The 23,192-nt window shown below is 34.2% G+C and carries 18 protein-coding genes and 1 riboswitch; of the genes, 9 read left to right on the forward strand and 9 right to left on the reverse strand.

Features of this window, described 5'->3' with window-relative positions; all coding sequences use genetic code 11:
* Positions 1-55 precede the first annotated feature (55 nt).
* Entirely contained in the window at positions 56-556 is a 501-nt protein-coding gene (locus G600_RS14030) for a hypothetical protein (RefSeq protein ID WP_034245853.1), read from the forward strand.
* 363 nt (positions 557-919) lie between these two features.
* Here G600_RS14030 and G600_RS0106955 read toward each other — a convergent pair whose 3' ends face one another.
* Positions 920-2,401: a DUF1846 domain-containing protein gene (locus tag G600_RS0106955; protein WP_027431291.1), complete on the reverse strand. Its 1,482-nt coding sequence runs from the start codon at positions 2,399-2,401 to the stop codon at positions 920-922.
* A gap of 157 nt (positions 2,402-2,558) precedes the next feature.
* A riboswitch (TPP riboswitch) is annotated at positions 2,559-2,668 on the forward strand.
* A 65-nt stretch (positions 2,669-2,733) separates the two neighbouring features.
* Here G600_RS0106955 and thiD point away from each other — a divergent pair.
* The 6 genes from thiD (at position 2,734) to G600_RS0106985 (ending at position 11,143) form a co-directional block, all read left to right on the forward strand.
* Positions 2,734-3,570 (forward strand): bifunctional hydroxymethylpyrimidine kinase/phosphomethylpyrimidine kinase, encoded by an 837-nt coding sequence (gene thiD / locus G600_RS0106960; protein ID WP_051195412.1) that lies wholly within the window; start codon positions 2,734-2,736, stop codon positions 3,568-3,570.
* 115 nt (positions 3,571-3,685) lie between these two features.
* Positions 3,686-5,002: a phosphomethylpyrimidine synthase ThiC gene (thiC, locus tag G600_RS0106965; protein ID WP_027431293.1), complete on the forward strand. Its 1,317-nt coding sequence runs from the start codon at positions 3,686-3,688 to the stop codon at positions 5,000-5,002.
* A gap of 46 nt (positions 5,003-5,048) precedes the next feature.
* Complete coding sequence (locus tag G600_RS0106970; protein ID WP_027431294.1) at positions 5,049-5,717, forward strand: energy-coupled thiamine transporter ThiT; 669 nt, start codon at positions 5,049-5,051, stop codon at positions 5,715-5,717.
* Positions 5,718-5,882: 165 nt separating this feature from the next.
* On the forward strand, positions 5,883-6,641 hold the full coding sequence (locus G600_RS0106975; protein WP_027431295.1) for a CAP domain-containing protein: 759 nt from the start codon (positions 5,883-5,885) through the stop codon (positions 6,639-6,641).
* A 79-nt stretch (positions 6,642-6,720) separates the two neighbouring features.
* Positions 6,721-7,920, forward strand: a complete 1,200-nt coding sequence (locus G600_RS0106980) for an exonuclease SbcCD subunit D (protein ID WP_027431296.1) — start codon at positions 6,721-6,723, stop codon at positions 7,918-7,920.
* Complete coding sequence (locus G600_RS0106985) at positions 7,907-11,143, forward strand: AAA family ATPase (protein WP_027431297.1); 3,237 nt, start codon at positions 7,907-7,909, stop codon at positions 11,141-11,143. Before G600_RS0106980 ends, G600_RS0106985 begins: the two co-directional genes overlap by 14 nt.
* A gap of 89 nt (positions 11,144-11,232) precedes the next feature.
* Here the strand turns inward: G600_RS0106985 and G600_RS0106990 are convergent, their stop codons facing one another.
* The 4 genes from G600_RS0106990 to pepT form a co-directional block, all read right to left on the reverse strand.
* The gene (locus G600_RS0106990; protein WP_027431298.1) at positions 11,233-13,695 is read right to left on the reverse strand and encodes an amidohydrolase family protein; all 2,463 of its coding nucleotides are present in this window, start codon (positions 13,693-13,695) and stop codon (positions 11,233-11,235) included.
* 72 nt (positions 13,696-13,767) lie between these two features.
* A complete protein-coding gene (ybaK, locus tag G600_RS0106995) occupies positions 13,768-14,247 on the reverse strand; it encodes a Cys-tRNA(Pro) deacylase (RefSeq protein ID WP_027431299.1) in 480 nt (159 codons plus the stop codon).
* 296 nt (positions 14,248-14,543) lie between these two features.
* Entirely contained in the window at positions 14,544-14,798 is a 255-nt protein-coding gene (locus tag G600_RS0107000; RefSeq protein WP_027431300.1) for a hypothetical protein, read from the reverse strand.
* A 148-nt stretch (positions 14,799-14,946) separates the two neighbouring features.
* Positions 14,947-16,179, reverse strand: a complete 1,233-nt coding sequence (pepT, locus tag G600_RS0107005) for a peptidase T (RefSeq protein WP_027431301.1) — start codon at positions 16,177-16,179, stop codon at positions 14,947-14,949.
* 235 nt (positions 16,180-16,414) lie between these two features.
* Here pepT and G600_RS0107010 point away from each other — a divergent pair, with 235 nt between their 5' ends.
* Complete coding sequence (locus tag G600_RS0107010) at positions 16,415-16,921, forward strand: hypothetical protein (RefSeq protein WP_027431302.1); 507 nt, start codon at positions 16,415-16,417, stop codon at positions 16,919-16,921.
* Positions 16,922-16,979: 58 nt separating this feature from the next.
* Here G600_RS0107010 and G600_RS0107015 read toward each other — a convergent pair whose 3' ends face one another.
* Positions 16,980-18,647 carry a glycoside hydrolase family 13 protein gene (locus G600_RS0107015; RefSeq protein ID WP_027431303.1) on the reverse strand — a complete coding sequence of 556 codons (1,668 nt, stop codon included), beginning with the start codon at positions 18,645-18,647 and terminating at the stop codon, positions 16,980-16,982.
* Between the two features lie 280 nt (positions 18,648-18,927).
* Here G600_RS0107015 and G600_RS0107020 point away from each other — a divergent pair, with 280 nt between their 5' ends.
* Positions 18,928-20,418 (forward strand): 6-phospho-beta-glucosidase, encoded by a 1,491-nt coding sequence (locus G600_RS0107020; RefSeq protein WP_034245855.1) that lies wholly within the window; start codon positions 18,928-18,930, stop codon positions 20,416-20,418.
* Positions 20,419-20,682: 264 nt separating this feature from the next.
* Here the strand turns inward: G600_RS0107020 and G600_RS0107025 are convergent, their stop codons facing one another.
* From G600_RS0107025 to G600_RS0107035, 3 genes are read right to left on the reverse strand one after another with little or no spacing between them, the layout of a single operon-like run.
* Positions 20,683-21,390: a LytR/AlgR family response regulator transcription factor gene (locus tag G600_RS0107025; RefSeq protein ID WP_027431305.1), complete on the reverse strand. Its 708-nt coding sequence runs from the start codon at positions 21,388-21,390 to the stop codon at positions 20,683-20,685.
* A gap of 21 nt (positions 21,391-21,411) precedes the next feature.
* Positions 21,412-22,587: an ABC transporter permease family protein gene (locus G600_RS0107030; protein WP_027431306.1), complete on the reverse strand. Its 1,176-nt coding sequence runs from the start codon at positions 22,585-22,587 to the stop codon at positions 21,412-21,414.
* The gene (locus G600_RS0107035; RefSeq protein WP_027431307.1) at positions 22,578-23,192 is read right to left on the reverse strand and encodes an ATP-binding cassette domain-containing protein; all 615 of its coding nucleotides are present in this window, start codon (positions 23,190-23,192) and stop codon (positions 22,578-22,580) included. The genes G600_RS0107030 and G600_RS0107035 overlap by 10 nt, the downstream gene beginning before the upstream one ends.

A 23,192-nucleotide genomic window follows, 5' to 3' on the forward strand; every position in this document is an offset into this window, starting at 1 on the left:
ACACTTGTTAATTACGATATTAATAAATGTTGTTTTTGAAAGGAGTGCTATTTTTATGCCAAAAACTAAATTTCAAGATTTTATTTTCACATTAATCATGGTTTTCGTTATGGTTTATGCCATGGTAGTTTACAACATCGCAGGTGATAAGGGCGGCCTTACACTTGAATGTTTCAGACTTGCAGTATTTGAATTACCTATTATGATTCCTATTGGTTTCATCTTAGAATTCTTTATCATTGGTAACTTATCTAAAATGGTTGTATTTAGACACTTAACACCAGCTGATAAACCAATCGTAATTACATTCTTTATTTCAGGTGTTACAGTTGCTATGATGTGTCCAGTAATGAGTGGTGTTGCTTCAGTATTATTTAAAGGTTGTTCACTTAGTACATTCTTTACTACATGGATTGGCCTTACAGCCCACAACTTACCAATGGCTTTCTTCTGGCAGTTTATGTATGCTGGACCATTCGTAAGATTAGTATTTAAGAGAATTTGTTTACCAATTATGTCATTAGGCAAGAAGAGCGAAGCAGAAGTTGCTGCGTAATATATAGAAAAGCGCTAGTTAGCAGGGTCGTAGAATGACCACTGCAGCGTAAACATTGAATTTATAGAAGGCTATAATCCTTTGGATTATGGCCTTCTTTTTTTATTAGTGACGCAACTGGTCTACGACGGTTGCTAGTGATGCTGGTGGGCGGGAAATCACTGTAGCTGATAGGGATTGCAGTATCTGGAGGAAAAAGCTGAAGTTAGCGGGGATTTCAGTTGCTGGTGGGATTGATTCAATCTTTTTATGCTATTTTGGAAATGTTGACCTAGCGAGAAAATAACTACAAAAAAGCAGGGTCAGATAAGAGACGACTTATCTAATCCTGCTTTATATGGGCTTATGCCCTAATTAAAATTCTTACTTATGGAATAACTTCTTTGTCTGATATACAGGCTGGCATGTTAAGTTGATTCCTAACTTCTTAAATGTGCTTACATCTACTGGTGAAAGGATTACAGATGAGTGAACCTCTGTGCCCTTAAGTTTTGAGAGTTGGTCGAGGGCCTTCTGTGCATTTTCATCATTCTTAGCACAAATTGTAAGTGCGATTAAGATTTCTTCGATATGCATTCTTGGATTGTGGTTTCCAAGTCTTTCCACCTTTAACTGCTGTAATGGCTCGATAACATCTGGTGAGATGAGCTTAACTGAGTCATCAAGGCCAGCAAGCTTCTTTAAAGCGTTAAGTAACATTGCAGAAGATGCACCAAGAAGTGTTGATGTCTTACCTGTAATGATTTCGCCTGTTTCAAGCTCGATTGCTGCAGCTGGTTCTCCTGTGATTTCAGCCTTTGTATTAGCGGCTGCAACTACTGGACGATCTGCAACTGTGATACCGCTCTTCTCCATGAGAAGCTCAATCTTATCAACGATTTCCTGACTTCCGTTACCCTTTCTTAAATCGCAAAGTGCTGTGAAGTAACGTCTAATAATTTCCTGATTAGAAGCGGCCTTTGTGTTCTCGTCGTTAACGATACAGTAGCCTGCCATATTAACACCCATATCTGTAGGTGACTTGTATGGTGATTCGCCATAAATCTTCTTAAACATACCATTAAGAACTGGGAATACCTCTACGTCTCTATTATAGTTAACTGTTGTCTTGCCATAAGCTTCAAGGTGCCATGGGTCGATCATGTTAACATCATTTAAATCAGCTGTTGCTGCTTCATAAGCTAAGTTTACAGGATGGTTAAGAGGAATATTCCAAATTGGGAATGTCTCGTACTTAGCATATCCTGCCTCAATGCCCTTCTGATGCTCATGATAGAGCTGTGAAAGACATGTTGCCATCTTACCAGAACCAGGACCAGGGGCTGTAACAACTACAAGTGAGCGCTTTGTCTCGATATAATCGTTCTTTCCGAAACCTTCATCACTTAAGATGTGAGGTACATTTCCTGGGTAACCAGCGATTGGATAGTGTCTATAAACCTTAAGGCCAAGGCCCTCAAGTCTCTTCTGATAAGCAATAGCACTTTCCTGTCCTGCAAATCTTGTTAAGACAACAGAACCTACATAAAGGCCATAGCCTCTAAATGCATCTATAAGTCTAAGGACGTCCATATCATAAGTGATACCAAGGTCGCCTCTTACTTTATTCTTCTCAATATCGTTAGCATTAATAACGATTACGATTTCAACATCATCCTTAATCTGAGTTAACATTCTAATCTTAGAATCTGCCTCAAATCCAGGTAAAACTCTCATTGCATGATAATCATCGAAAAGCTTTCCACCAAACTCCAAGTAGAGCTTTCCGCCAAAATGACTGATACGTTCCTTGATGTGTTCTGACTGCATCTTAAGATACTTTTCATTATCAAATCCGATCTTCATAAAAATTACCTTTCTTAAACTCCAACATATTATTACTTTATTATATTAATCTTTCCCCAAAATTTCTGCAAGTATTTTAGTACTTTAGCACTATATCTTTTTAGGCACATTTACAATATAATCGATATGTTGATTAAATGTACATTTAATCAATAAATTTTATACTAATGGGAGCTGATAATACATTCGGCTGAGAGGAAGTGTAGACACTTCGACCGTAAACCTGATTTGGATAATGCCAACGTAGGGAAGATCTATTCGCGTCGTCCATTGGATGACGTTTTTTTATTTTTACTACAAGTCATTAAATTAACTCCCTAGAAAGAAATACTATGAATAAAGACAAAACAATTGAAAAGAAAAAGATTCCGTGCGCTCTTACTATTGCCGGCAGCGACTGCTCTGGTGGCGCAGGAATACAAGCAGACATTAAAACCATGCTATCTCTTGGAGTTTATGCATCAAGCATTATTACTTCACTTACGGCACAAAACACCTTAGGAGTAAGAGATATTTTTAATTTAACGAGACATTTTCTTAATGAGCAATTCGACGCAGTCTTTACAGACATCTACCCTGATGCCGTCAAGATTGGCATGGTTTCTAATAAGGAAATCGTAGAGGGCATCGTAGAAAATCTTAAAAAATACAAGGCGAAGAAAATCGTCGTTGACCCAGTAATGGTCTCAACTTCCGGTTCTGTACTTTTGCAGGAGGACGCAATTTCCATCTTAGTAAATGAGCTCATCCCCCTTGCAACTGTGATTACGCCTAACATTCCAGAGGCCTCTAAGCTTTCTGGCCTTGAGATAAAGAACCGAGAGGACATGATTAAGGCGGCTTACCTAATTGATGAGAACTACTCAAAGAAATCTAATGGCAGACCTGCCATCCTAATTAAGGGTGGTCACAGCATTGAGGATGCTAACGATTTGCTTCTATATAATGGAGAGCTTACTTGGTTTGAAAATGAGCGTATCCACAACGACAACACTCACGGAACGGGATGCACCCTTTCAAGTGCTATTGCAAGTTACCTAAGTCTTGGCTACGACTTAAAAGAGGCAATTAAGCATGCAAAGGAATATATTACAAATGCTCTAAAGTGCGATTTTGACTTAGGTGCGGGAAGTGGACCACTTAATCACGCTTGGAAAATTACAGCTTAATTTTGAACAAATCGGACATGAAAAATCAGTTTGTTTTTTTAATTAATCAGGCATTATTAATTTTGTAAAAATACGACATATATAGATTACTAAAAAAGAGAGAGAAGGAAATTTTATGGAAACAAGAAATTACACAACACAGATGGACGCAGCAAGAAAAGGCATCATTACTGAGGAGATGAAGATTGTTGCAAAGAAGGAAAATGTTAGCGAGGAATTTATTAGAGCTGGCCTTGCAGATGGTACTATTATCATTCCTGCAAACAAGAACCACAAGAGCCTTGACCCTAACGCTATTGGAAGCAAGTTAAAGACAAAGATTAACGTAAACCTAGGTGTTAGTAGAGATTGTAAGGACTACGATCTTGAGATGGAAAAGGTTATGAAGGCTGTTAACATGGGCGCTGAAGCTATCATGGATTTATCAAGTCACGGAGATACAGAGATTTTTAGAAAAAAGCTTTGTAGTGAATGTCCTGCAATGGTGGGTACTGTGCCAGTTTATGATGCAGTTATTCACTATAAAAGAGACCTAAAAGAGCTTACAGCTAAGGATTTTATTGACGTAGTTAGATTACACGCTCAAAACGGTGTGGATTTTGTTACTGTTCACTGCGGAATTACTAAAAAAACAGTAGAGCAAATTAAGGCAAATAATCGTATAATGAATATTGTAAGTCGAGGTGGTAGTTTAATTTTCGCATGGATGAGCATGACTGGAAATGAGAATCCATTTTACGAATACTATGATGAAATTCTTGATATCTGTAGAGAATACGACGTTACAGTAAGTTTAGGTGATGCTTGTAGACCAGGTTGTTTAGCTGATGCTTCTGACCTTGTTCAGATTGACGAGCTTACAAGACTTGGTGAGCTTACTAAGAGAGCTTGGGAAAAGGACGTTCAGGTTATGATTGAAGGTCCAGGACATATGCCAATGGATCAGATTGCTGCTAACATGAAGATTCAGCAGACAATTTGCAAGGGCGCACCTTTCTATGTACTTGGCCCTCTCGTTACAGATATCGCTCCAGGTTATGACCACATTACAGCTGCTATTGGTGGTGCTATTGCTGCCGCAAGCGGTGCTGCTTTCCTTTGCTATGTAACGCCTGCAGAGCATCTTGCTCTTCCTAATTTAGAGGACGTTGCTCAAGGTATTGTTGCTAGTAAAATTGCTGCTCATGCCGCTGATATTGCTAAGGGAGTTCCAGGGGCTAGAGACCAGGATGACAGAATGGCAAGAGCTAGAAGAAAGCTTGATTGGGATGCACAGTGGCTTGAGGCCCTTGACCCAGAGACAGCTAAGGCTATTAGAAATTCAAGACTTCCTGAGGATGATCACTCAGAGGCTTGCAGTATGTGTGGAAAATTCTGTGCAGTAAGAAGTATTAATAAGGCTCTCGCAGGAGAAACAATTGATATTTTATAATGAATCAAAAAGGAGGAAGTAAGACTTTTAGTTTTACGAAAATGTTATGTTCTTTTTAAACAACGGGGATGGTAGTTATTCCCTAACTTCAAACGGCTATGCATTAATAGCATTTATTCTTTTTGCAGTTTTAATCGCTATTGCATTTTTAGCTGGAAACAATAAGAAATTCAGTCCTAGAGTACTAATCTTTTGCTCTGTGTCTATTGCACTTGCAACTGTTTGCTCTATGATAAATCCATTTAAGTTACCAATGGGTGGCTCTGTTACTGTATTTTCAATGCTCTTTGTTACAATCATCGGCTATTGGTACGGCCCAGTAATTGGTATCCTAGGCGGTGCAGCTTATGGACTTTTACAGTTTATTATTGACCCATATATCCTAAGCATTCCTCAGGTTTTCGTAGATTATATCTTCGCCTTTGGCGCTTTAGGTATTTCCGGATTTTTTAGTAATAAAAAGCACGGTTTAATTATTGGTTACATAGTTGCTATCTTTGGAAGATATTTCTTTGCAGTACTTTCAGGAGTAATCTTCTTTGGCGCATACGCAACAGACTACGGTTTAGGTCAGTTTAATGCCTTAGTTTACTCCCTCATCTATAACATCACATACATCGGTGCAGAGGGAATTATTACTGTAGTTTTACTAATTCTTCCAAGTGTGTCACAGGCCTTTAATTTCGTTAAAAAGCAGGCTATACAGACCGTTTAATTTTGCAGTGAATTTCGAGATATATTTTCATAAGTCTTAATAAAAATATATCAAAAAAATTCAAAAAGTAATTGAAAAATTTTATAACTATGAGATAATATAATTCGTGCCTAGTTTCCATTAGGTGCGAATTATATTTTTTTATTTGAATAGGGTAGATATAAAATGACAAAAAATGAAAGACATGCTTTAGTTATATTGTGCCTTATTGTACTTGTTATGGTATCTTCTGTTTTAGTTATGAAGGTCTATGCACATTTTCAAAATACTTATAATCAGAAGAATAACGCCAATACCCAAGCAGAAGAAGTCCTAAACCAGGAGGAAACTGCCGAGGTTGCCGCAGATGACGATAGCACAATAGAAACGACTTCGCCGGAAGAGATGACAAACACTGAAGAGACAACAAGCGGAAGTACGGAAACTACAACTACTACAGATTCATCAAAAGTTGTCACTAGCAAAAACCCTACTAAAGAGGAAACTACTGAAAATGCTACGAAGGCCGATTCAGATAGTCAAACACCAACAGCTAACAGCTATGCAGCTCTCACACAATACAACCAAGCCATTTTAGATGCCATAAATGAGGCAAGAAATTCAGCGGGTTTAGGCTCGGTTTACTTAGATTCACGTTTAACAAATGATGCTTTAATAAGAGTTTGCGAAGAGGCTACTGCACACGAGATAAATCATGTAAGACTAGATAACAGCGAATGTTTTAGCGTTGACAAGGGATATTATACCGCAGAAATTCTTTACCGTGGAAATACAACTGACGCATCTGTAATCGTAAAAGCTTGGCTAGCTTCAGAGAAGCATCACGATGTAATTATGGATGTAAATAGCTCTCATAGTGCACTGGGTATTGCCTTTATCCTTGGGGATGACGGCCTTTACTACTGTTGTATAGGCTGGAGATAAATAACCAAACAAGTGTTTGCATATTGTAGAATTCATGCTATAATATTTGTATCGATATACAGGTTTTATAGGAGGATTTATGAAGTTTATGCACCTTGCCGATCTTCACATAGGTAAGAACGTTAATTCCTATGAATTGATTGAAGATCAGTCTTATATACTTGATGAAATTTTGAATATTTCGGACAGCAATAATGTCAATGTAATAGTTATTTCAGGCGATATTTATGATAAGAAACAGCCTAGTGAAAAGGCTGTTTCTCTTTTTGATAATTTTCTTACAAAATGTAGCACTAAAGGCAAAACTGTAATTGCCATTAGTGGTAATCACGATTCCGATGAAAGACTAAATTTCGGAAGTCGAATTTTTTCAAATAATAATTTATACATAACTGGTTTATATTCTGGGGAAGTGCCTTTTGTGGAATTAGAGGACGAATATGGACCAATATATTTTCATATGTTGCCTTTCATTAAGGCTTCTTTAGTAAAGTCCTACTATCCTGAGGAATTTGAAACGGACTCTAACAGTTACCAGAAGGCAATATCAGTTGCCCTAAATCACCCAGGAATTGATGCTAAGGCACGTAATGTCTTACTTGCCCACCAGTTTGTAGCAGGCTCTACTGACCCTCTACTCTCTGACTCTGAAGATGCAACAACAGATGTAGGTACTGTAGAGAAGATTGGAACTAATGTGTTTGATGACTTTGATTATGTAGCTTTAGGACACATCCACATTCCACAGCAAGTAGGTCGTGAATCTATTAGATATAGCGGTTCTCCACTTTGCTACTCTGCAAGTGAAATTACAAGAGAGAAGTCCGTTCCCATTATAGAAATCAAGGAGAAGGGCGACGTTTCAATTGAATTAGTACCTTTAAAACCTCTTAGAAAGATGAGAAAAATTAAGGGAGAACTAGATAATTTAATTAGTGCAGCCAGAGCTCTTGATCCTAATGATAGATCAGATGAATTTGGGAAAAATGGACCTCTAAACGACTACATCTTTGCTACCCTGACAGATGAAGATGAAAAGCCAAATTCCTTTGATAAACTTAAGGACATCTATCCTAATCTTATGGCCTTAAGCTTTGAGAATAGTAGAACTAAAGCCCTAGCTAAAGCTGAGGTTACAGATATAAGTATAGATAAATCCTTTGAGGAATTGATGTCTGATTTTTACAAACAGATTTTAGGAAATGAAATTGATGATGAGGATTTAGCTTGTTTAAAAAAAGTAGCTAAGGAGGCCGGAATTATTAATGAAACCGATTAAACTTGAAATATGTGCCTTTGGTCCATATATTGATAAAACAGTTATAGATTTTAGTAAAGACCTTGGAGAACATGGTCTTTACCTTATTTGTGGTGATACAGGTGCAGGTAAATCAACAATTTTTGATGCCATTACTTTTGCCCTTTACGGAGAAGGAAGCTTAAAGGATAAAGAGAAGAAGGCCTTTCGTAATGAGTTAGCTGGGCCTGAATTAGTATCTTACGTGGACTTTACATTTTCACATAACCAAAAAATATATAACGTGCATCGTGAACCTGAGCAGGAATATGCCAGAAAAAGAGGTTCGGGAACTAAACCCTATAAGGAAGCTATCGTTGTTACCATAGATGAACACAAAACTATTGAGAAATTATCCGAGGCTAATAGATATATTGCTGAGGATTTACTTCACTTAACTTTTGAACAATTCAGACAAACTGTCATGATTGCTCAGGGGGAATTCTATAAACTACTTAACGCTGATTCTAACTCTCGTAAGGCTATTATGCAGACCATTTTCCAGACTAAGAAGTATGAGAATATGCGACAGATTATGAAGGAGAAGAAGGATAGGGCAAATTCTAACATTGCCGATGCTAACAAGCAAATTGCCAGCTATTTTGAAAGTGTTAAAGCTAATTTTAATGAAGAACTTGCTAATACACTAGCCGCCAAGAAAAAGGATTATACTGAGAATAGTAACGCCGTTGATGCTCATCATATAATGGATTTCATTGATAAAATCAACAGCTTTGATGAGGAATTTATAAAGGAACAAGAGCTTAAGCTGGCCTCAATTAATGAAAATTATAACAAAGTAAACAAGGAGTTTATTACTGCCAATGAAACTAATAGTCTTCTTGATAAGCTAGAGGAATTGAATAAAAAAGACATTGAATTACAAGCTAGAAAAGAAGAAATTAGTCATAAGGAAGAAAGCTATAAAATCGGGCAAAAGGCCTTAATTAAAGTTAAACCTGCAGAGGATAAATACCTTGAAGCTAAAAAGCAATACACTAAGGCCGGAAACGATTTAGAGCTCTTTCTAAATTACCATAAAAATGCCTTAGAAAAGTTTAATGAATGTAAAAAAGCACTAGAACTTCACAAGGACAGTGAAGATATTATTTCTAAACTTAGATTAGATATTCACACTCTTTCAGAGAAAGAACATTTTTATAATGATAAGAATACTATTAATAAGCAAATCGCTGATAAAAGTCAGGAAGCTAATCGCTTAACTAAAGAGTTAAACGATTTTGAAGAAAAACGACTTAAATTAGAAGAAGAAATTAAAAATACGCAGGATTTAATTAATAAGAATGAATCTGTAGCCCTGGATTTGCAAAACACTAAGATAAATTTTGAAAAATTAACACAGGCAAAAGAAGAGCTTTACGACCTAATTAATACTAAACTAAAGGATATCTTTAAGTTTAAGAAGCAGTTTATTAATGCTACTTATACACTTGATGAACAGAATAACCTTTATATTAAAGCATGCGAGGACTATGGTAAGCAATATAGCGCCTATATGAAAAACCTCGCTGGTATTATTGCTTCCAAAGAATTATTTGAAGAAAAACCTTGTCCTGTTTGTGGATCTATTCATCATCCAGAACCGGCCAAATTAACAGAAACTGTTGTTACTTCAGAGGATTTAGAGAAGCTAAATAAAGCTAATAACGAACAGCTTGGAAAACTAAATAATTATAAAAGCAAAATGGAAGGTATTCTAAAAGACTTAGCTAATAAGTACGAGAATCTTCTAAATAGCTATAAAAGAATCTTTGATACAATTAATGGTTTACCTGCTTTAAAGGATAAAGATTACCTAGGCCTTGAAAAACTAACAGTAGGTAAACTAGCTCCTAGAGAAGAGGAGGCAGATAATGAATTAGAAGCTATATTAGAACATGCCTATGAATTGCTTACTAATACTATTACGGACCTACAAGCTAATATAAAAAAGCTTAGTGCCCTTGCTAATGAATATAATAAAGCCAAGGAGAATTTAGCAACTTATCAAGTTTTACTTGATAAGCATAAGCTTTCAAAAGAAGAACTTACTAATAAATTAGAGGCAGCTAAAACTACTATTAGTAAGCTAGAAGGTCAATTAAATGCCCTTCCTAAACTAGACTTTGATGATATTGATATGGCAATTGCCAAACGTGTGGAATTGACTAATAAAGCTAATGAGCTTGAGAATAGCTTTAAAGCAGCTAAGAACAACTACGATTCAGCTAATGAAGCCTTAACAAAAGCTTCTAGTAATTATGACAACGCTAAGAAAAATTATGATAATGCCAATCAAAGTTTTCTTAATAACTCAAATGCCTATAATGAGGCTATTAAATCTCAGGACTTTGCAGATGAATTAGATTATCATACACATTTACTTAGTGCTGAGGATTTATCAAAACTAAATAGCGAAATTAACAGCTATAAGAATGAATTAAGTTCTAATAAATCCTTACTTGAGGATACTAAAAAAAGCTGTGAAGGCAAGACTAGAGTTGATATTACAGGCCTTAAAGAAAGTCTTGATAAAGTTAAACTTGAGCTTGATAAAACTAAACAGGATATAACAATTGCTAATAATGAAATTGATAATAATAACAGCACTAAAGCAGCTATTAATAAGAGCTTTAAGAAATCTGAAGATCTTAGTAATAAGGCTATCAGATATAAAAGACTTGATGATTTACTTAGCGGTCAGGTTGCTGGTTCTAATAAATTGTCCTTTGAAACCTTCGTTCAGTTAGAAGGTTTTGAAAAAATTTTACAAGCTGCTAACAAGCGTCTATACACTTTGACCAATGGACAATTTGAATTTAAACGACACTCAGAAGGCAACAAAGATTTCCTAAAACTAAATATGCTAGATAGCTATACAGGAAAAGAAAGACCAGTTGGTAACTTATCTGGTGGAGAAAGCTTTAAGGCTTCCCTAAGTCTTGCTATAGGTCTATCAGATAGTATTAGTCATTCTTCTGGTGGTGTTGAACTAGATACTTTATTTATTGATGAAGGTTTTGGTACTTTAGATGAGAAGTCTTTAAGAGATTCTATGGCACTATTAAAAGAACTCTCTTCTGGCAGCAAGCTTGTAGGTATTATTAGTCATAGAGAAGATCTAAAGGATAATATTAAAAAGCATGTAATTGTTACTAAGAACAAAACTGGTGGAAGCCATATAACTATTGATAATGGAATTTAACTCAGTCGGGGTACAAGCTCCGACTGAGTTAAAAAAAGGAGACCAGATTTGAAATATTTATCAAATCTGATCTCCTAATTCTATTTATTCTACTGTTCCTTAGAATACTTCTTTTTTAGGCTTGTCATTAAGTCCACAATTCTATTTTTGGCATCAAAAGAATATGCATAACCATGTAGTGACTTAGCTTTTTGCATTAAAGCTTTAGAATTAGCCCATACTAAAATTGCTGATTTACCCTTACCATTTTTAGCTTCTTGAATAAGGTTGGCTGCAGCACTATTACCATCAAAAGCAATTACCATAGATGGACGACGTTCAAAGATTTCATAGTTGAAACTCTTATAAATACCCATTGCCTGTGCTTCTGTAGATACCCTTACCTTAACACCGGCCTTCTTAATTTTTTCAGCTTCATGTTTTGTAAGTACTGCAGGTACAAAAGAATAAATTCTAAAATTCTTTTCATTATGTTCTAGAAGATACTTTTCATAACCTGAAATCTTGTGACCTATCACAAAGCAAACTTCCTCTGGATTTAAGTATTCTAGCATTTCGTCAATCTGCTTTGTAGCATTGGCACTAAGCTTAGTAGCTCGGTTTTCTGTATTAAAGCTTCCACCAACCAAGACGATTGGGAATCTATCCCATGTAATTTCTTGAATCTGTTCCTTTAACTCCTTATTAGAATCATACTTAAGCTCACGCTTTGACTTATTAGATTTAATCTTAACTGTCTGCATCTTATCAAGTAAAACTTCCTCAAAATCCTTGTTCTTAACAAGTCTTTCAAAGGCTGCCTTCTTATCAGAATAGGCCTGCTGACTTTCTTCAATAATCTTTGTTTCGGCATCCTTCATAAGCTGCACTTCCCTTTCGGTTAGCCCAAGCATTTTCTTTAAAGACAATTCTTCTTCAATAGCATCTGTACCGTAAAGTGCTGCTCCATCGGTACCTTGTACACAAGCAATACCATTCTTTAAATACTGCTTTAATGGGTGGTTAGCAAGTGTATTTAGATTATTAAGTCTTACATTACTTGAAATCTGGAATTCTAGCACAACATCATTTTCAATTAACTGCTTTAGGGTGTCCTTACCCTTCTTACTTGTAAGACTATAAGTGTAGAGTCCATGTCCAAGACGCATCTTTGGCATCTTCTGGCCTGGTTCAAGGGAATCCTTAACACACTCAATTGAGTGTGCAATGTTATCCTTCTGACTATCATTCTCTCCAGCATGAACTCTAATTACAAAGCTTGGATCAGAAGCGGCAATCTTAACTAATTCCTTAAATGCTGGCTTTAAAGTAATAATATCGTTGATTTCTTCACCAACAAAATCACAACCTGCCACATAAGGGTCTAGAGCTGTTGCCTTTAAAACCTCTAAGTTTTGCTCAAGGTAATTATCAGGTGTTATGGCATCCTTAATAATTGTAAGTGGAATTCGTCTCATAGCTGCAAGGAATCTAATCATTACACCTGTTTCCTGATAGATACTTGGCATAACCTCATGTACCTGACGTAACATTTCTAATGACTCGTATTTCTTAACTAAAGTTGTATCACTGATTTCTGCATAAACAATTCCCTGTCTTTTGTAGCTTCTTGCAATCCAAAGTAACTTATCCTGGAAAATTGTGTTGTGGCAATAAGCTGGATTTTCTCTATCACGAATCATCTGTGAAAGCGCTGCTCTTACATCTAAATCCGGTATCATATCCTTCTTAGCTAAACTTATCTTCTCTTCGCTTTCAACACCCTTACAGAATACATATCGATAAATGTATACCTTCTCTAAGTTAGTAAATACAGCTTGTCCATCCTTAATAACTGCAAGAGAACCTCTGATTTTTACAATATTTTCTTCTGCATTATCCAAGTTATTTAGAATTAAATCAGCAAAATTAATAAATGTGTTGTCGTTGATTTTACGATCAAGATACTTGCCCTTAAGTTCTGATGTTACAAACTGTCTTGCAACTTTTTCTCTCTGCTCTTCTAACTTATCCCACTGACTCTGAGTCAATTTAAGGTCCAATTTTTTCACATAATAAAGTGGATATCTAATCTGATGAGCAATACCTAAGGCAATTAGCACATCGCCTGTTAAATTGCCGTTCATATGAGTATGAAGGTCTGCTCTAAATTTTAAATCCTTACGAATAAAAGTTTCAAAAAGTGTCTTATCTAGTGGAAGTAGAGCCTCCTTTGACTGACTAAGTAAAGTCTTAGCAATTGCAGGTATTGTGGCCTTTACCTCAACTCTTCCATCGGGAAAGATTCGCGCAATCTCAGTTTCCCCGAATTTGAAAATGTAATTCTCCTGATTGTTACCATCAATAAAACAAGGGACTTCCCCTTTAATAACAAACATATCCTCTTCATCTTTAGTAAGCTTCAAATCACAAATCTTGGCAATATTGCGAATTAAATTGCCAGAAGCATGATTTGGCGTTTTTAAAATGTAATAGATCCTATCTAAATCCTTATATAGATTTACGATAATATCTTTCTCTTTATCAAGAAAAAACCAAGCAAAATAAGTCATCTTGTAAACCTTTCTATAAACTAAGTTAATGTGTTCTAAAATTTAATTTCATTTATAACTTCCGTTAAAAAATTAATCCATTACAATATCAGTAACTTCGGCTCTTATTACCTTTACTAAATCCTTAGGATCAAGTTCAAGAGTTAAGCCCACTCTACCACCACTAATATAGATTTTATCATAATCTAAGCAACTACTATGGATTACAGTTTTAAAACTTTTCTTCATTCCTAGAGGACTACATCCACCTCTAATATAACCTGTAAGTTTAGTTAAATCCTTTACATGAATTAATTCTACATTCTTCTCGCCAACAGCCTTAGCTGCTTTTTTAAAATCCACTTCAAGAGCTACAGGAATTACATATACATAGTGTTCTCCTGACTTTCCAACAGCAACTAAAGTCTTAAAACTTCTATCTGGGTCATGACCTAGAATCTCGGCTGAATGTACACCATCTGTAAATTCCTTAGCATCATAAGTCTCTTCTGTATATGCAATTTTATTTTTTTCCAAAAAACGCATAGCGTTTGTCTTAGCTTCTTTAGCCATTATATCACTCCTTATATATATTATGATATCATACCATATTATTTTTATTAAGCATTGTAACAAAATTGATAGTATTCTTCCATTAAAATCTGAGTTTAAATCGAGTAGGCTGACTCCTACTCGATTTCGCACACGAACATTCCGCACTTAGTGCTCCATGTTCTTACGACCGGCAAATGAATTTGTATGCAAGCATCCATTCGCTTGCCGGTCTTGTGCAACAAAAAACCGAATTTAGATTTTCAAATCTAAATCCGGTTTCTACATTTCTATTATCTTTATCTTACAAATTTACCTTAAAAAAGCCATATAACAAGTGCAAAAACAATAACTGCAAATAACAAATATGCAATTGATTCTATGACTTTTTTCTTAATTTCTTTTTCTTTATCTAAACATATTCTTACAACAACTACAAACACAAGTAAAAGCATCAATAGCCCAACAGTTCTATGTGATAAGATAATATGTTTTTTATTTGCTATAAACATAAAAACTAGAAGTGATAAATATATCAAATCAAATATTCCACTTATTACTCTTCTCTTCATGTACTTTATCTCCTTTTTATCGTTTGTTAGTACTAACAAATGTAAGTTTAAACTATTTAAAGAGCTATGTCAACTATTATAATTTATTTATTAAAAAAAGAGACAAACGATTTTGTCTCTTTTTTCAAATTTATTATAAAACAATCTCTTATTTAGCAAAATTACAGCAAGCAAGTAAAGTAAGCATCTCTGTAATCTTTTCCATAGATTCTACGCATACATATTCGTAAATGCCATGGAAGTTATGTCCGCCTGCGCAAAGGTTTGGACAAGGTAAGCCCTTATATGAAAGAGCTGCACCATCTGTACCACCACGAATTGGAACTACCTTAGGCACTACATCTAACTTCTTGAAAGCTTCAACTGCGCCATTTACTAAGAACATGTAATCTGGCTCAACCTTTTCTCTCATGTTGTAGTATGTATCTGAAATATCAGCTGTTACTCTGCCTTCGCCGTACTTCTGATTTAAGAAGCTTGCGATTGACTTAAGTAATTCCTTCTTAGCTTCAAACTTAGCTCTATCATGATCTCTTACAATATACTGTAACTTAGCCTCGCTTGTGTTACCTTCCATGCTTATAAGATGAATGAAGCCTTCATAACCTTCTGTGTATTCTGGCTTTTCATTCTGAGGTAACATTTTCTCAAATTCCATAGCAATTGAAGCTGCATTAACCATCTTATTCTTAGCTTCACCTGGATGAACATTTCTACCAGCCACCTTAATTACTGCGGCTGCAGCGTTGAAATTTTCAAACTCGATTTCTCCTAAAGCACCACCATCAACTGTATATGCATAATCTGCACCGAATCTTTCTAAGTCAAAGTGTGCTGTACCAACACCGATTTCTTCATCTGGTGTAAAGGCAATAGCAATTCTACCATGCTTTCTTTCTGGATGATTGATGATTTCGCTAGCCATTGTCATGATTTCTGCAATACCTGACTTATCATCAGAACCAAGTAGTGTTGTACCATCTGTAACTATAAGTGACTTTCCCTTGTAATCAAGTAATTCTGGAAAATCAACAGGACTCATCTTAATGTCCTTTTCCTTATTTAAAATGATTTCGCTTCCATCATAGTTTTCAATTGTTCTTGGCTTAACATCCTTACCACTAGCATCTGGTGCTGTATCCATGTGTGAAATAAAACCAAGAGTCTTAGTATTCTCTGGATCATTAGCTGGGATGTGACCATAAACATAGCAATACTTCTCATCAAGGTAAGCATCCTCAATACCCATCTCAAGCATTTCTTTTTGTAACATTCTAGCAAGATCAAACTGTCTAGCTGTACTAGGGCTTGTCTGGCTTTCATCATCTGATGTAGTGTGAACACTAACATATCTTAAAAATTTCTCAATAACTTCTGACATATATTCTCCTGCCTTTGTATAAATAAATGTTTTTGCCTCATGATTATAGCACATTTACTTATAGTTATAAACTCTGCATTCGTAGGGCCTTAGAATTGAAAAATATCATGTCTTTTATTCGAATTATTTACATTTAATATTATATATATTAAAATATAGATAGTGGTTATCGCAGTAGCGTTACATAAAATGCTAATGGGAATTTTTCATATGAGCTAGGAGGGGAATCAAGATCATGGATTTACACAAGATACTTCTAAAGCTATCTATTATAACAATGATATTAAGTATAACTGCTTGTTCTACTTCGGTTAAATATAGCTCAATCTTCCCAAGAAATGAGAAGGGTTATCCAAAAGCAAACTGTCTTATAATTAATAAAACTGTCTACACTATTGGTGATACCTCTTTAAATTATTTTGATCAAAAAAAATACGAAGTTAACATTTCCAGCGAAAGCCTTAAAAATAACACCCTTACTGTTGTTTTACCTGGCATGTACGCAATTAACACTTGGGTAATCTCTGACTCTAATGACTATAAAGTCATAAATACTGACATAGAAGAATGTTACATTAAAGGGGTTGTCCCAGAAGGTCCTTCACCTGATCTACAAATTTTTAAGATTGAGATTTCAGATAATTGCCAATCAATTTCCTTTAAATGGACCAATGTTAATTATATGAACGAAGATTTTGAGCAAATTGAAGAAGATTCATTATTATTAATAAATATAGACTAAAATAAAGAGATGAAAATTGTTTTACATGCAATTTTCATCTCTGTTAATTTATAAATTATTACTCATACTTATAAACTCTGCATTCATAGGGCCTTAGAATATCTAGTCTATGTCCATCCTCGTAATTACTAAGTTTAAGCTCGCCCTTTAATCCTTCATATTCTTCTGGCATTTTATAGCTTATATATTTCCCTTTTAAATTACAGATTATTAAAAACTTTTCTGAAGATAATGTTCTTTCATAAGTATATACATTTTTATCCTTAGGAAAATATTCCTTATAGTCGCCCCATATGAGTGCGTCGTTATCTTTCCTTAATTTAAGGGCTTTTCTATAGAAATTTAAAATGCTCTTTTCATCCTCTTCCTGGGCTTTTACATTTATCTTCTTATAGTTTGGATTTAAGTAAAACCAAGGTTTCACAGTTGAAAAGTCGGCATATTTTCCATCAGACCATTGCATAGGTGTTCTTGCTGAATCTCTTGAACCCTCGCCAATATAGTAAAGGCGCTGGGATTTGGACTTCTTAGTATGAAAGGTCATGTATGCATTTTTAGAGGAAATATCCTCGTACTTATCGATAGAATTTAAGCGAAGGTTAGTCATGCCGATTTCCTGGCCCTGATAAATAAAGGGACATCCTTGAAGGAAAATGTAACTAGCTGCCAAACTTGTAGCACTCTCCCTCCACAGCTTCTCACTACCATATCTACTAACAACTCTTGGATGATCGTGATTCTCGATATATACGCAGTTCCAAGACTTGCCATTCATGGCGTACTGCCACTTTGAGAAGGCCTTCTTATATTTAATTACACTAAATGGTCGTCTTATAAAATCCGAGAGGAAATTATCGGCATTCATGTAATCAAAGGTAATTACCATATCTAAAGACTTCGTATCCCCAGTTAAATAAGGCATTGCCTTATCTGGACCTGTCATTGGCATCTCACCCATCTGGAAGCAATCGTAATCCTCGCAGACTTCTCTAAATTCCTTCATATACTCATGAATATGTGGTCCATGCTGAGTGTAGCGAAGTCCGTTAATCATTGGAAGCTCTGGATAGCCATTAGGAAGTCCTTCCACTTTAGATATAAAGGCAATGGAATCTTCTCTAAAGCCATCCACGCCTAAATCAAGCCAAAAGCGCATAATATCTTTGATTTCCTCACGAACCCTTGGATTATCCATATTTAAATCAGGCTGTTTCTTGGCAAAAAAATGTAAATAGTACTGACCTCTTTCTTCGTTATATTCCCAAGCTTTCCCTTCAAAAAGCGAGTTCCAATTATTTGGAAGTAACTTCTTACCTTTTTTATCTGTCTTGCCATCGCGCCAGATATAGTAATCTTTATAAGGGTTATCATCCCCACCCTTACAGCTTTCCTTAAACCAAAAATGTTCATCAGAGGTGTGATTTATAACTAAATCCATAACAACCTTCATGCCCAGTTTGTGAGCTTTATCAAGGACTTTTTTAAACTGCTCTAAATCGCCATAATCTGGGTGAATGTCCTTGTAATCTGAAACATCATAGCCATAATCTGCATTTGGCGATGGGTAAATTGGCGAAAACCAGATTCCATCAATTCCCAAAGACTTGATGTATTCTAGCTTGTCATAAACCCCATATAAATCGCCGATTCCATCCCCGTTGCCATCTGCAAAGGAACGAATCCAAATCTGATAAAATGCCATATCTTTAAACCAATTATTATTCATACTTATCCCCTTTATAGTAAATTTGGCGTGCTTTAATAAGCCTACGGCTTTCTCTGAATTTTAGCACTATATACATTTTCACAAATCAAAATACTAATTATATTATAACTACAATATTAAATAAATTCAAGAATCCCTAGCACCGAGACTAAGGGCAAAGATACACATATATTTAAAAGTATGTTAAAATATTATCTAGAATTCACATTGTGTTAATATTTATATGTTAAATTCATAAGTAGAAAATATCACAATATAATAATGAATTTTGGAGGTTTTTATGTTACAAAAGGATTTTTTATGGGGTGGCGCAACAGCTGCAAATCAGTGCGAAGGTGGTTATAACAAAGGAGGCCGCGGCCTTGCTTTAGTTGATGTGGTTCCTGCTGGCAAGAACAGATTCCCAGTTGCTCTTGGCAAGCTATCATATAAGGATTTACCGGCTGATAGTTTTTATCCGGGCAGAGAGGCCATCGATATGTATGATCACTACATCGAGGACATCCACCTTTTCGCTAAGATGGGCTTTAAGTGCTACCGTTTTTCAATGTCATGGTCTAGAATTTTCCCTAATGGTGATGAAAATGCACCTTGCGAAGAAGGCCTTAAATTCTATGATGAAATTATTGATGAGATGCTTAAAAATGGAATTGAACCTGTAGTTACAATCTGCCATTTTGATGCACCACTTGGTTTAATTGAAAAATTTGGTGGCTGGAAGAGTCGTCAGATGATTGATAGATACTTAGCTTATTGCGAAGCTATTTTTACAAGATTTAAGAATAAGGTTAAATACTGGATTACTTTTAATGAAATTAACATGATTCTTCACCTTCCATTTATGGGCGCCGGCATTTGCTTTAAAGAAGGTGAAAATGAAACTCTATTGAAGTATCAAGCTGCTCATTACGAACTTGTTGCTTCCGCTGCAGCTACAAAGCTTGCACATAGCATTAACCCTGATTTCATGATTGGTTGTATGCTTGCTGCCGGAAATTACTATCCATATAGCTGCGATCCTGATGATGTTATGGATTCAATTCTAAAGGATAGAGAAAATTATTTCTTCATCGACGTTCAGTCTCGTGGTTACTATCCAAGCTACGCTCTTAAGTTCTTTGAGCGTGAGGGCATTAACCTTGATATGACAGTTGAAGATGATAAGCTTTTAAGAGAGAATACTGTTGATTATATTTCCTTTAGCTACTATTCATCACGTCTTACAAGTGCTAATCCAGAATTGACAGATAAGACTGCTGGAAATGTATTTGCAACTCTAAAAAATCCACATCTTAAGGCTTCCGAATGGGGTTGGCAGATTGACCCAGTTGGTCTTCGAATCACACTTAACAGCATTTATGACAGATACCAGAAGCCAATGTTTATTGTAGAAAATGGACTTGGTGCTAAGGATACCGTTATTAATAAGGAAACAGGCAAGGAGCTTATTCCTGGCACTGATGAATACAAGGAAGCTCTTAAGGCTGGTCTTGCAACTGTAAATGATGATTACAGAATTGCATACCTTAAGGCTCACGTTCAGGAACTCATGAAGGCTGTGGAAATTGATGGTGTTGAACTTCTTGGTTACACTCCTTGGGGTTGCATCGATTTAGTTTCAGCTTCAACTGGTGAAATGAGTAAGCGTTACGGCTTTATCTACGTAGACAAGGATGATGAGGGAAAGGGCGATTTAGCTAGATTCCCTAAGAAGTCTTTTGATTGGTATCAGGAAGTAATTGCTACTAATGGTGAAAGTACTAGAGAATAAGATTGCGATAGAATTTTTAAAATGAATGTGAATCCGGCACATGGTAGAAATTAACCATGTGCCTTCTTTTATGACTTGGGTGGTGGCTTTAAAATCTGAGGTCGCAGAAATATATATTATTTTTTCATTTCGTCAGATAAATAATATCATCTATCTGACGAAATGAAATAAGACATACCTTTCTCCGACTGAGTTAAAAGCGACAAGTTAATAATGATATGTATTATAATTCTGGGTACATATCATAACAACTTGTCGCTTTTTTTAATCAATTATATTCATCAAATGTGCTTTTTTTATTTTTAAATATTTCCTAGGAGATATGTCAAGTTGTTCTCCATTTCTCATAACCAAAATCTCTTTTTCAATCCTAATAGTATCTTTTAAGTTCACTATTGTAGACTGATTAACTTTAAAAAAGAATTTTTTATCTAGTTTATTATAAATTTCTTTTAATGAATTTTTACACGTAAATTTATCTCTATCAGTAGAAATAACTACATTTCTTTTACTAGTCACTATATAGTTAATAGTATTAATATCAACATCTATATTTCCTAAACCAACAACATGAATTTCTATCCTACTAGAATTTTTAGTGATATATGATAATATAGCTTCAGAAAACTCTTCATCAAAAAAATCATACTCAATATAACGATATGCACCTACAAGATAACCTTCTTTTGCTCTTTTTATATCATTAGATACCAATATAATTTTTGAGTTTTTATCTAACTCTAAACACTTATAAGCTAAATCTATTCCATCCATATCACACATATTAATATCTATAACAATAAAATCATATGATATTTCTTTTGATTCATTTAAAAATTCTACTCCAGACGAATATTTTTTATAACGTATTTTTTTATTAAATACAATAATTTTATTTTCCTCTATTTTTTTTATTGTTCTTTTGATTAATTCTTCATTTAAAAACCCGTATCCTATAATAGCAATATTCAAAAACATCTCCTTTTATTAATATCAAAACAAAACTTCTCTATACATTTTTCTATTCAAGATTTTTTGTGTATATAGTTTTAATTCAATTGTAGAAATTCCAATAAATAAAATTATTGTGATAGCCAAATCAATTACAAAATAATAGATTCCATACCCTGATATAATATCAAATTCAAAATGACTTTTTAAAAGTGTAAATAAAATTATCGATACTACAAAAGAAATTGAAAAACATATAACACTGTCAATTAAAAATCCTATTAATTCTATTGCAATTATTTTCTTTTTCCCAAAATTCAAAATACCCATTAATGCAATTTCTCTTTTTCGTGTATTTAAATTTTGATTAATATTAGCTTTTAAATTAGTTATACTAAAAAACGCTAATACCAAAATAACTATAGAACTAACTATTGTAATAACTTTTGCATATTCAGGTAATATTCCTGTATTTTTTAAATCATATCTAATTAACAAATTATCATAGTTATTATTTAATTCATTTTCTATTTCTTTAAAATAAGAAACATCTTTTACAGTTGCAATGATTCTTGTATTATCAAATAATCCAAAATCAATCATATTGTTATTATAGTAATTAATTGCTTCTGTTTCATCTACAAGTATCAATGGCTCTGGTAACAAATTTAGTTTTATTTCATTATAATAATCAGTTATTTCTAGTTGTTTTTCAGTATAATTTATTTCTTGTATTCCATTTTCATCAATCGTTTTGTACGCACTATATAAAACAAAACTATCTGTTTTATTATTTTCTTTGTATGTTTCAGGTATATACAAAAAATTATCTAATTCTTCATTTGCATTTATCCCAAAACTTTTTAACATATCTTTTGTTACACCAAACATATAATATGTTATATCTGAATCACTTTGCATGTCCATATTTGTTACTGGCACTGTAAGGTCATATACACAACCTTCTATTTTGTCATTTGATCTTAAATCATTATAAATTGATTTAAGACTTTCATTTCTTGTATCATCAACTATTATTTCCATAAACTTTAAGCTGTTATTATCAACAATATCATGTTTCATAACGCCTGTCATCTGAAAGACGATACCTATTATTAAATTTATTATCAATATAAATGAAACTAATGTTACTATTGCTGAAACCGCATTTTTTAAATTAATCTTCCAAAAAATTACGGATGCCCTCATTATTCGCATATCAACTTTCCTCCTTTTAGTCTAAGGATTTCATCTGCTATACAATCAAATGAATCGTCATGTGTAGCTATAATAATTAATGAATTATCATTTTTCATTTTTTCAAATATTCTTTTTATCTTTTCTACATTTTTTTCATCTATATTTGCACTAGGTTCATCCGCAAAAATAATATCATTCTTCTTTACAATAGCTCTTGCAAGTGCTAATCTCTGTTTTTCTCCACCTGACAATAATTTTGCTTTTTGCTTTATTTTATCAGTTAATCCCAATTCACCAATCGTTTTAATTATTATATTCTCTATTTCGCTTTTGTTATAATTTGTTGTCATTAATAAATCCACAAATAAGTTATCGTATACTGTTAATTCTTCAAAAACATTAAAATTTTGAAAAACAAAACCAAATTTTTTATTTTTTTCTACAATGACTTGTCCATTATCAATATTCTGTAAACCTGCACAAATTTCTAAAAGACTTGTCTTTCCTGCTCCAGATTCTCCTTTTATTAAATAAATATTGCCTAATGAAAATACTTTAGTAACATCATTTAATATTGTTTTATCACCTAATCTTTTTGTAACTCTATCTAATTTTATTGTCAT

Source organism: Lachnospira multipara ATCC 19207 (genome assembly GCF_000424105.1).
In the GTDB taxonomy this organism is placed as follows: Bacteria; Bacillota; Clostridia; order Lachnospirales; family Lachnospiraceae; genus Lachnospira; species Lachnospira multipara.

Excerpts from the sequence above, each read along its gene's own strand:
- G600_RS14030 (WP_034245853.1), top strand. The coding sequence starts at position 56 with ATGCCAAAAACTAAATTTCAAGATTTTATTTTCACATTAATCATGGTT.
- G600_RS0106955 (WP_027431291.1), bottom strand. The coding sequence starts at position 2,401 with ATGAAGATCGGATTTGATAATGAAAAGTATCTTAAGATGCAGTCAGAA.
- thiD (WP_051195412.1), top strand. The coding sequence starts at position 2,734 with ATGAATAAAGACAAAACAATTGAAAAGAAAAAGATTCCGTGCGCTCTT.
- thiC (WP_027431293.1), top strand. The coding sequence starts at position 3,686 with ATGGAAACAAGAAATTACACAACACAGATGGACGCAGCAAGAAAAGGC.
- G600_RS0106970 (WP_027431294.1), top strand. The coding sequence starts at position 5,049 with ATGTTCTTTTTAAACAACGGGGATGGTAGTTATTCCCTAACTTCAAAC.
- G600_RS0106975 (WP_027431295.1), top strand. The coding sequence starts at position 5,883 with ATGACAAAAAATGAAAGACATGCTTTAGTTATATTGTGCCTTATTGTA.
- G600_RS0106980 (WP_027431296.1), top strand. The coding sequence starts at position 6,721 with ATGAAGTTTATGCACCTTGCCGATCTTCACATAGGTAAGAACGTTAAT.
- G600_RS0106985 (WP_027431297.1), top strand. The coding sequence starts at position 7,907 with ATGAAACCGATTAAACTTGAAATATGTGCCTTTGGTCCATATATTGAT.
- G600_RS0106990 (WP_027431298.1), bottom strand. The coding sequence starts at position 13,695 with ATGACTTATTTTGCTTGGTTTTTTCTTGATAAAGAGAAAGATATTATC.
- ybaK (WP_027431299.1), bottom strand. The coding sequence starts at position 14,247 with ATGGCTAAAGAAGCTAAGACAAACGCTATGCGTTTTTTGGAAAAAAAT.
- G600_RS0107000 (WP_027431300.1), bottom strand. The coding sequence starts at position 14,798 with ATGAAGAGAAGAGTAATAAGTGGAATATTTGATTTGATATATTTATCA.
- pepT (WP_027431301.1), bottom strand. The coding sequence starts at position 16,179 with ATGTCAGAAGTTATTGAGAAATTTTTAAGATATGTTAGTGTTCACACT.
- G600_RS0107010 (WP_027431302.1), top strand. The coding sequence starts at position 16,415 with ATGGATTTACACAAGATACTTCTAAAGCTATCTATTATAACAATGATA.
- G600_RS0107015 (WP_027431303.1), bottom strand. The coding sequence starts at position 18,647 with ATGAATAATAATTGGTTTAAAGATATGGCATTTTATCAGATTTGGATT.
- G600_RS0107020 (WP_034245855.1), top strand. The coding sequence starts at position 18,928 with ATGTTACAAAAGGATTTTTTATGGGGTGGCGCAACAGCTGCAAATCAG.
- G600_RS0107030 (WP_027431306.1), bottom strand. The coding sequence starts at position 22,587 with ATGCGAATAATGAGGGCATCCGTAATTTTTTGGAAGATTAATTTAAAA.
- G600_RS0107035 (WP_027431307.1), bottom strand. The coding sequence starts at position 23,192 with ATGACAATAAAATTAGATAGAGTTACAAAAAGATTAGGTGATAAAACA.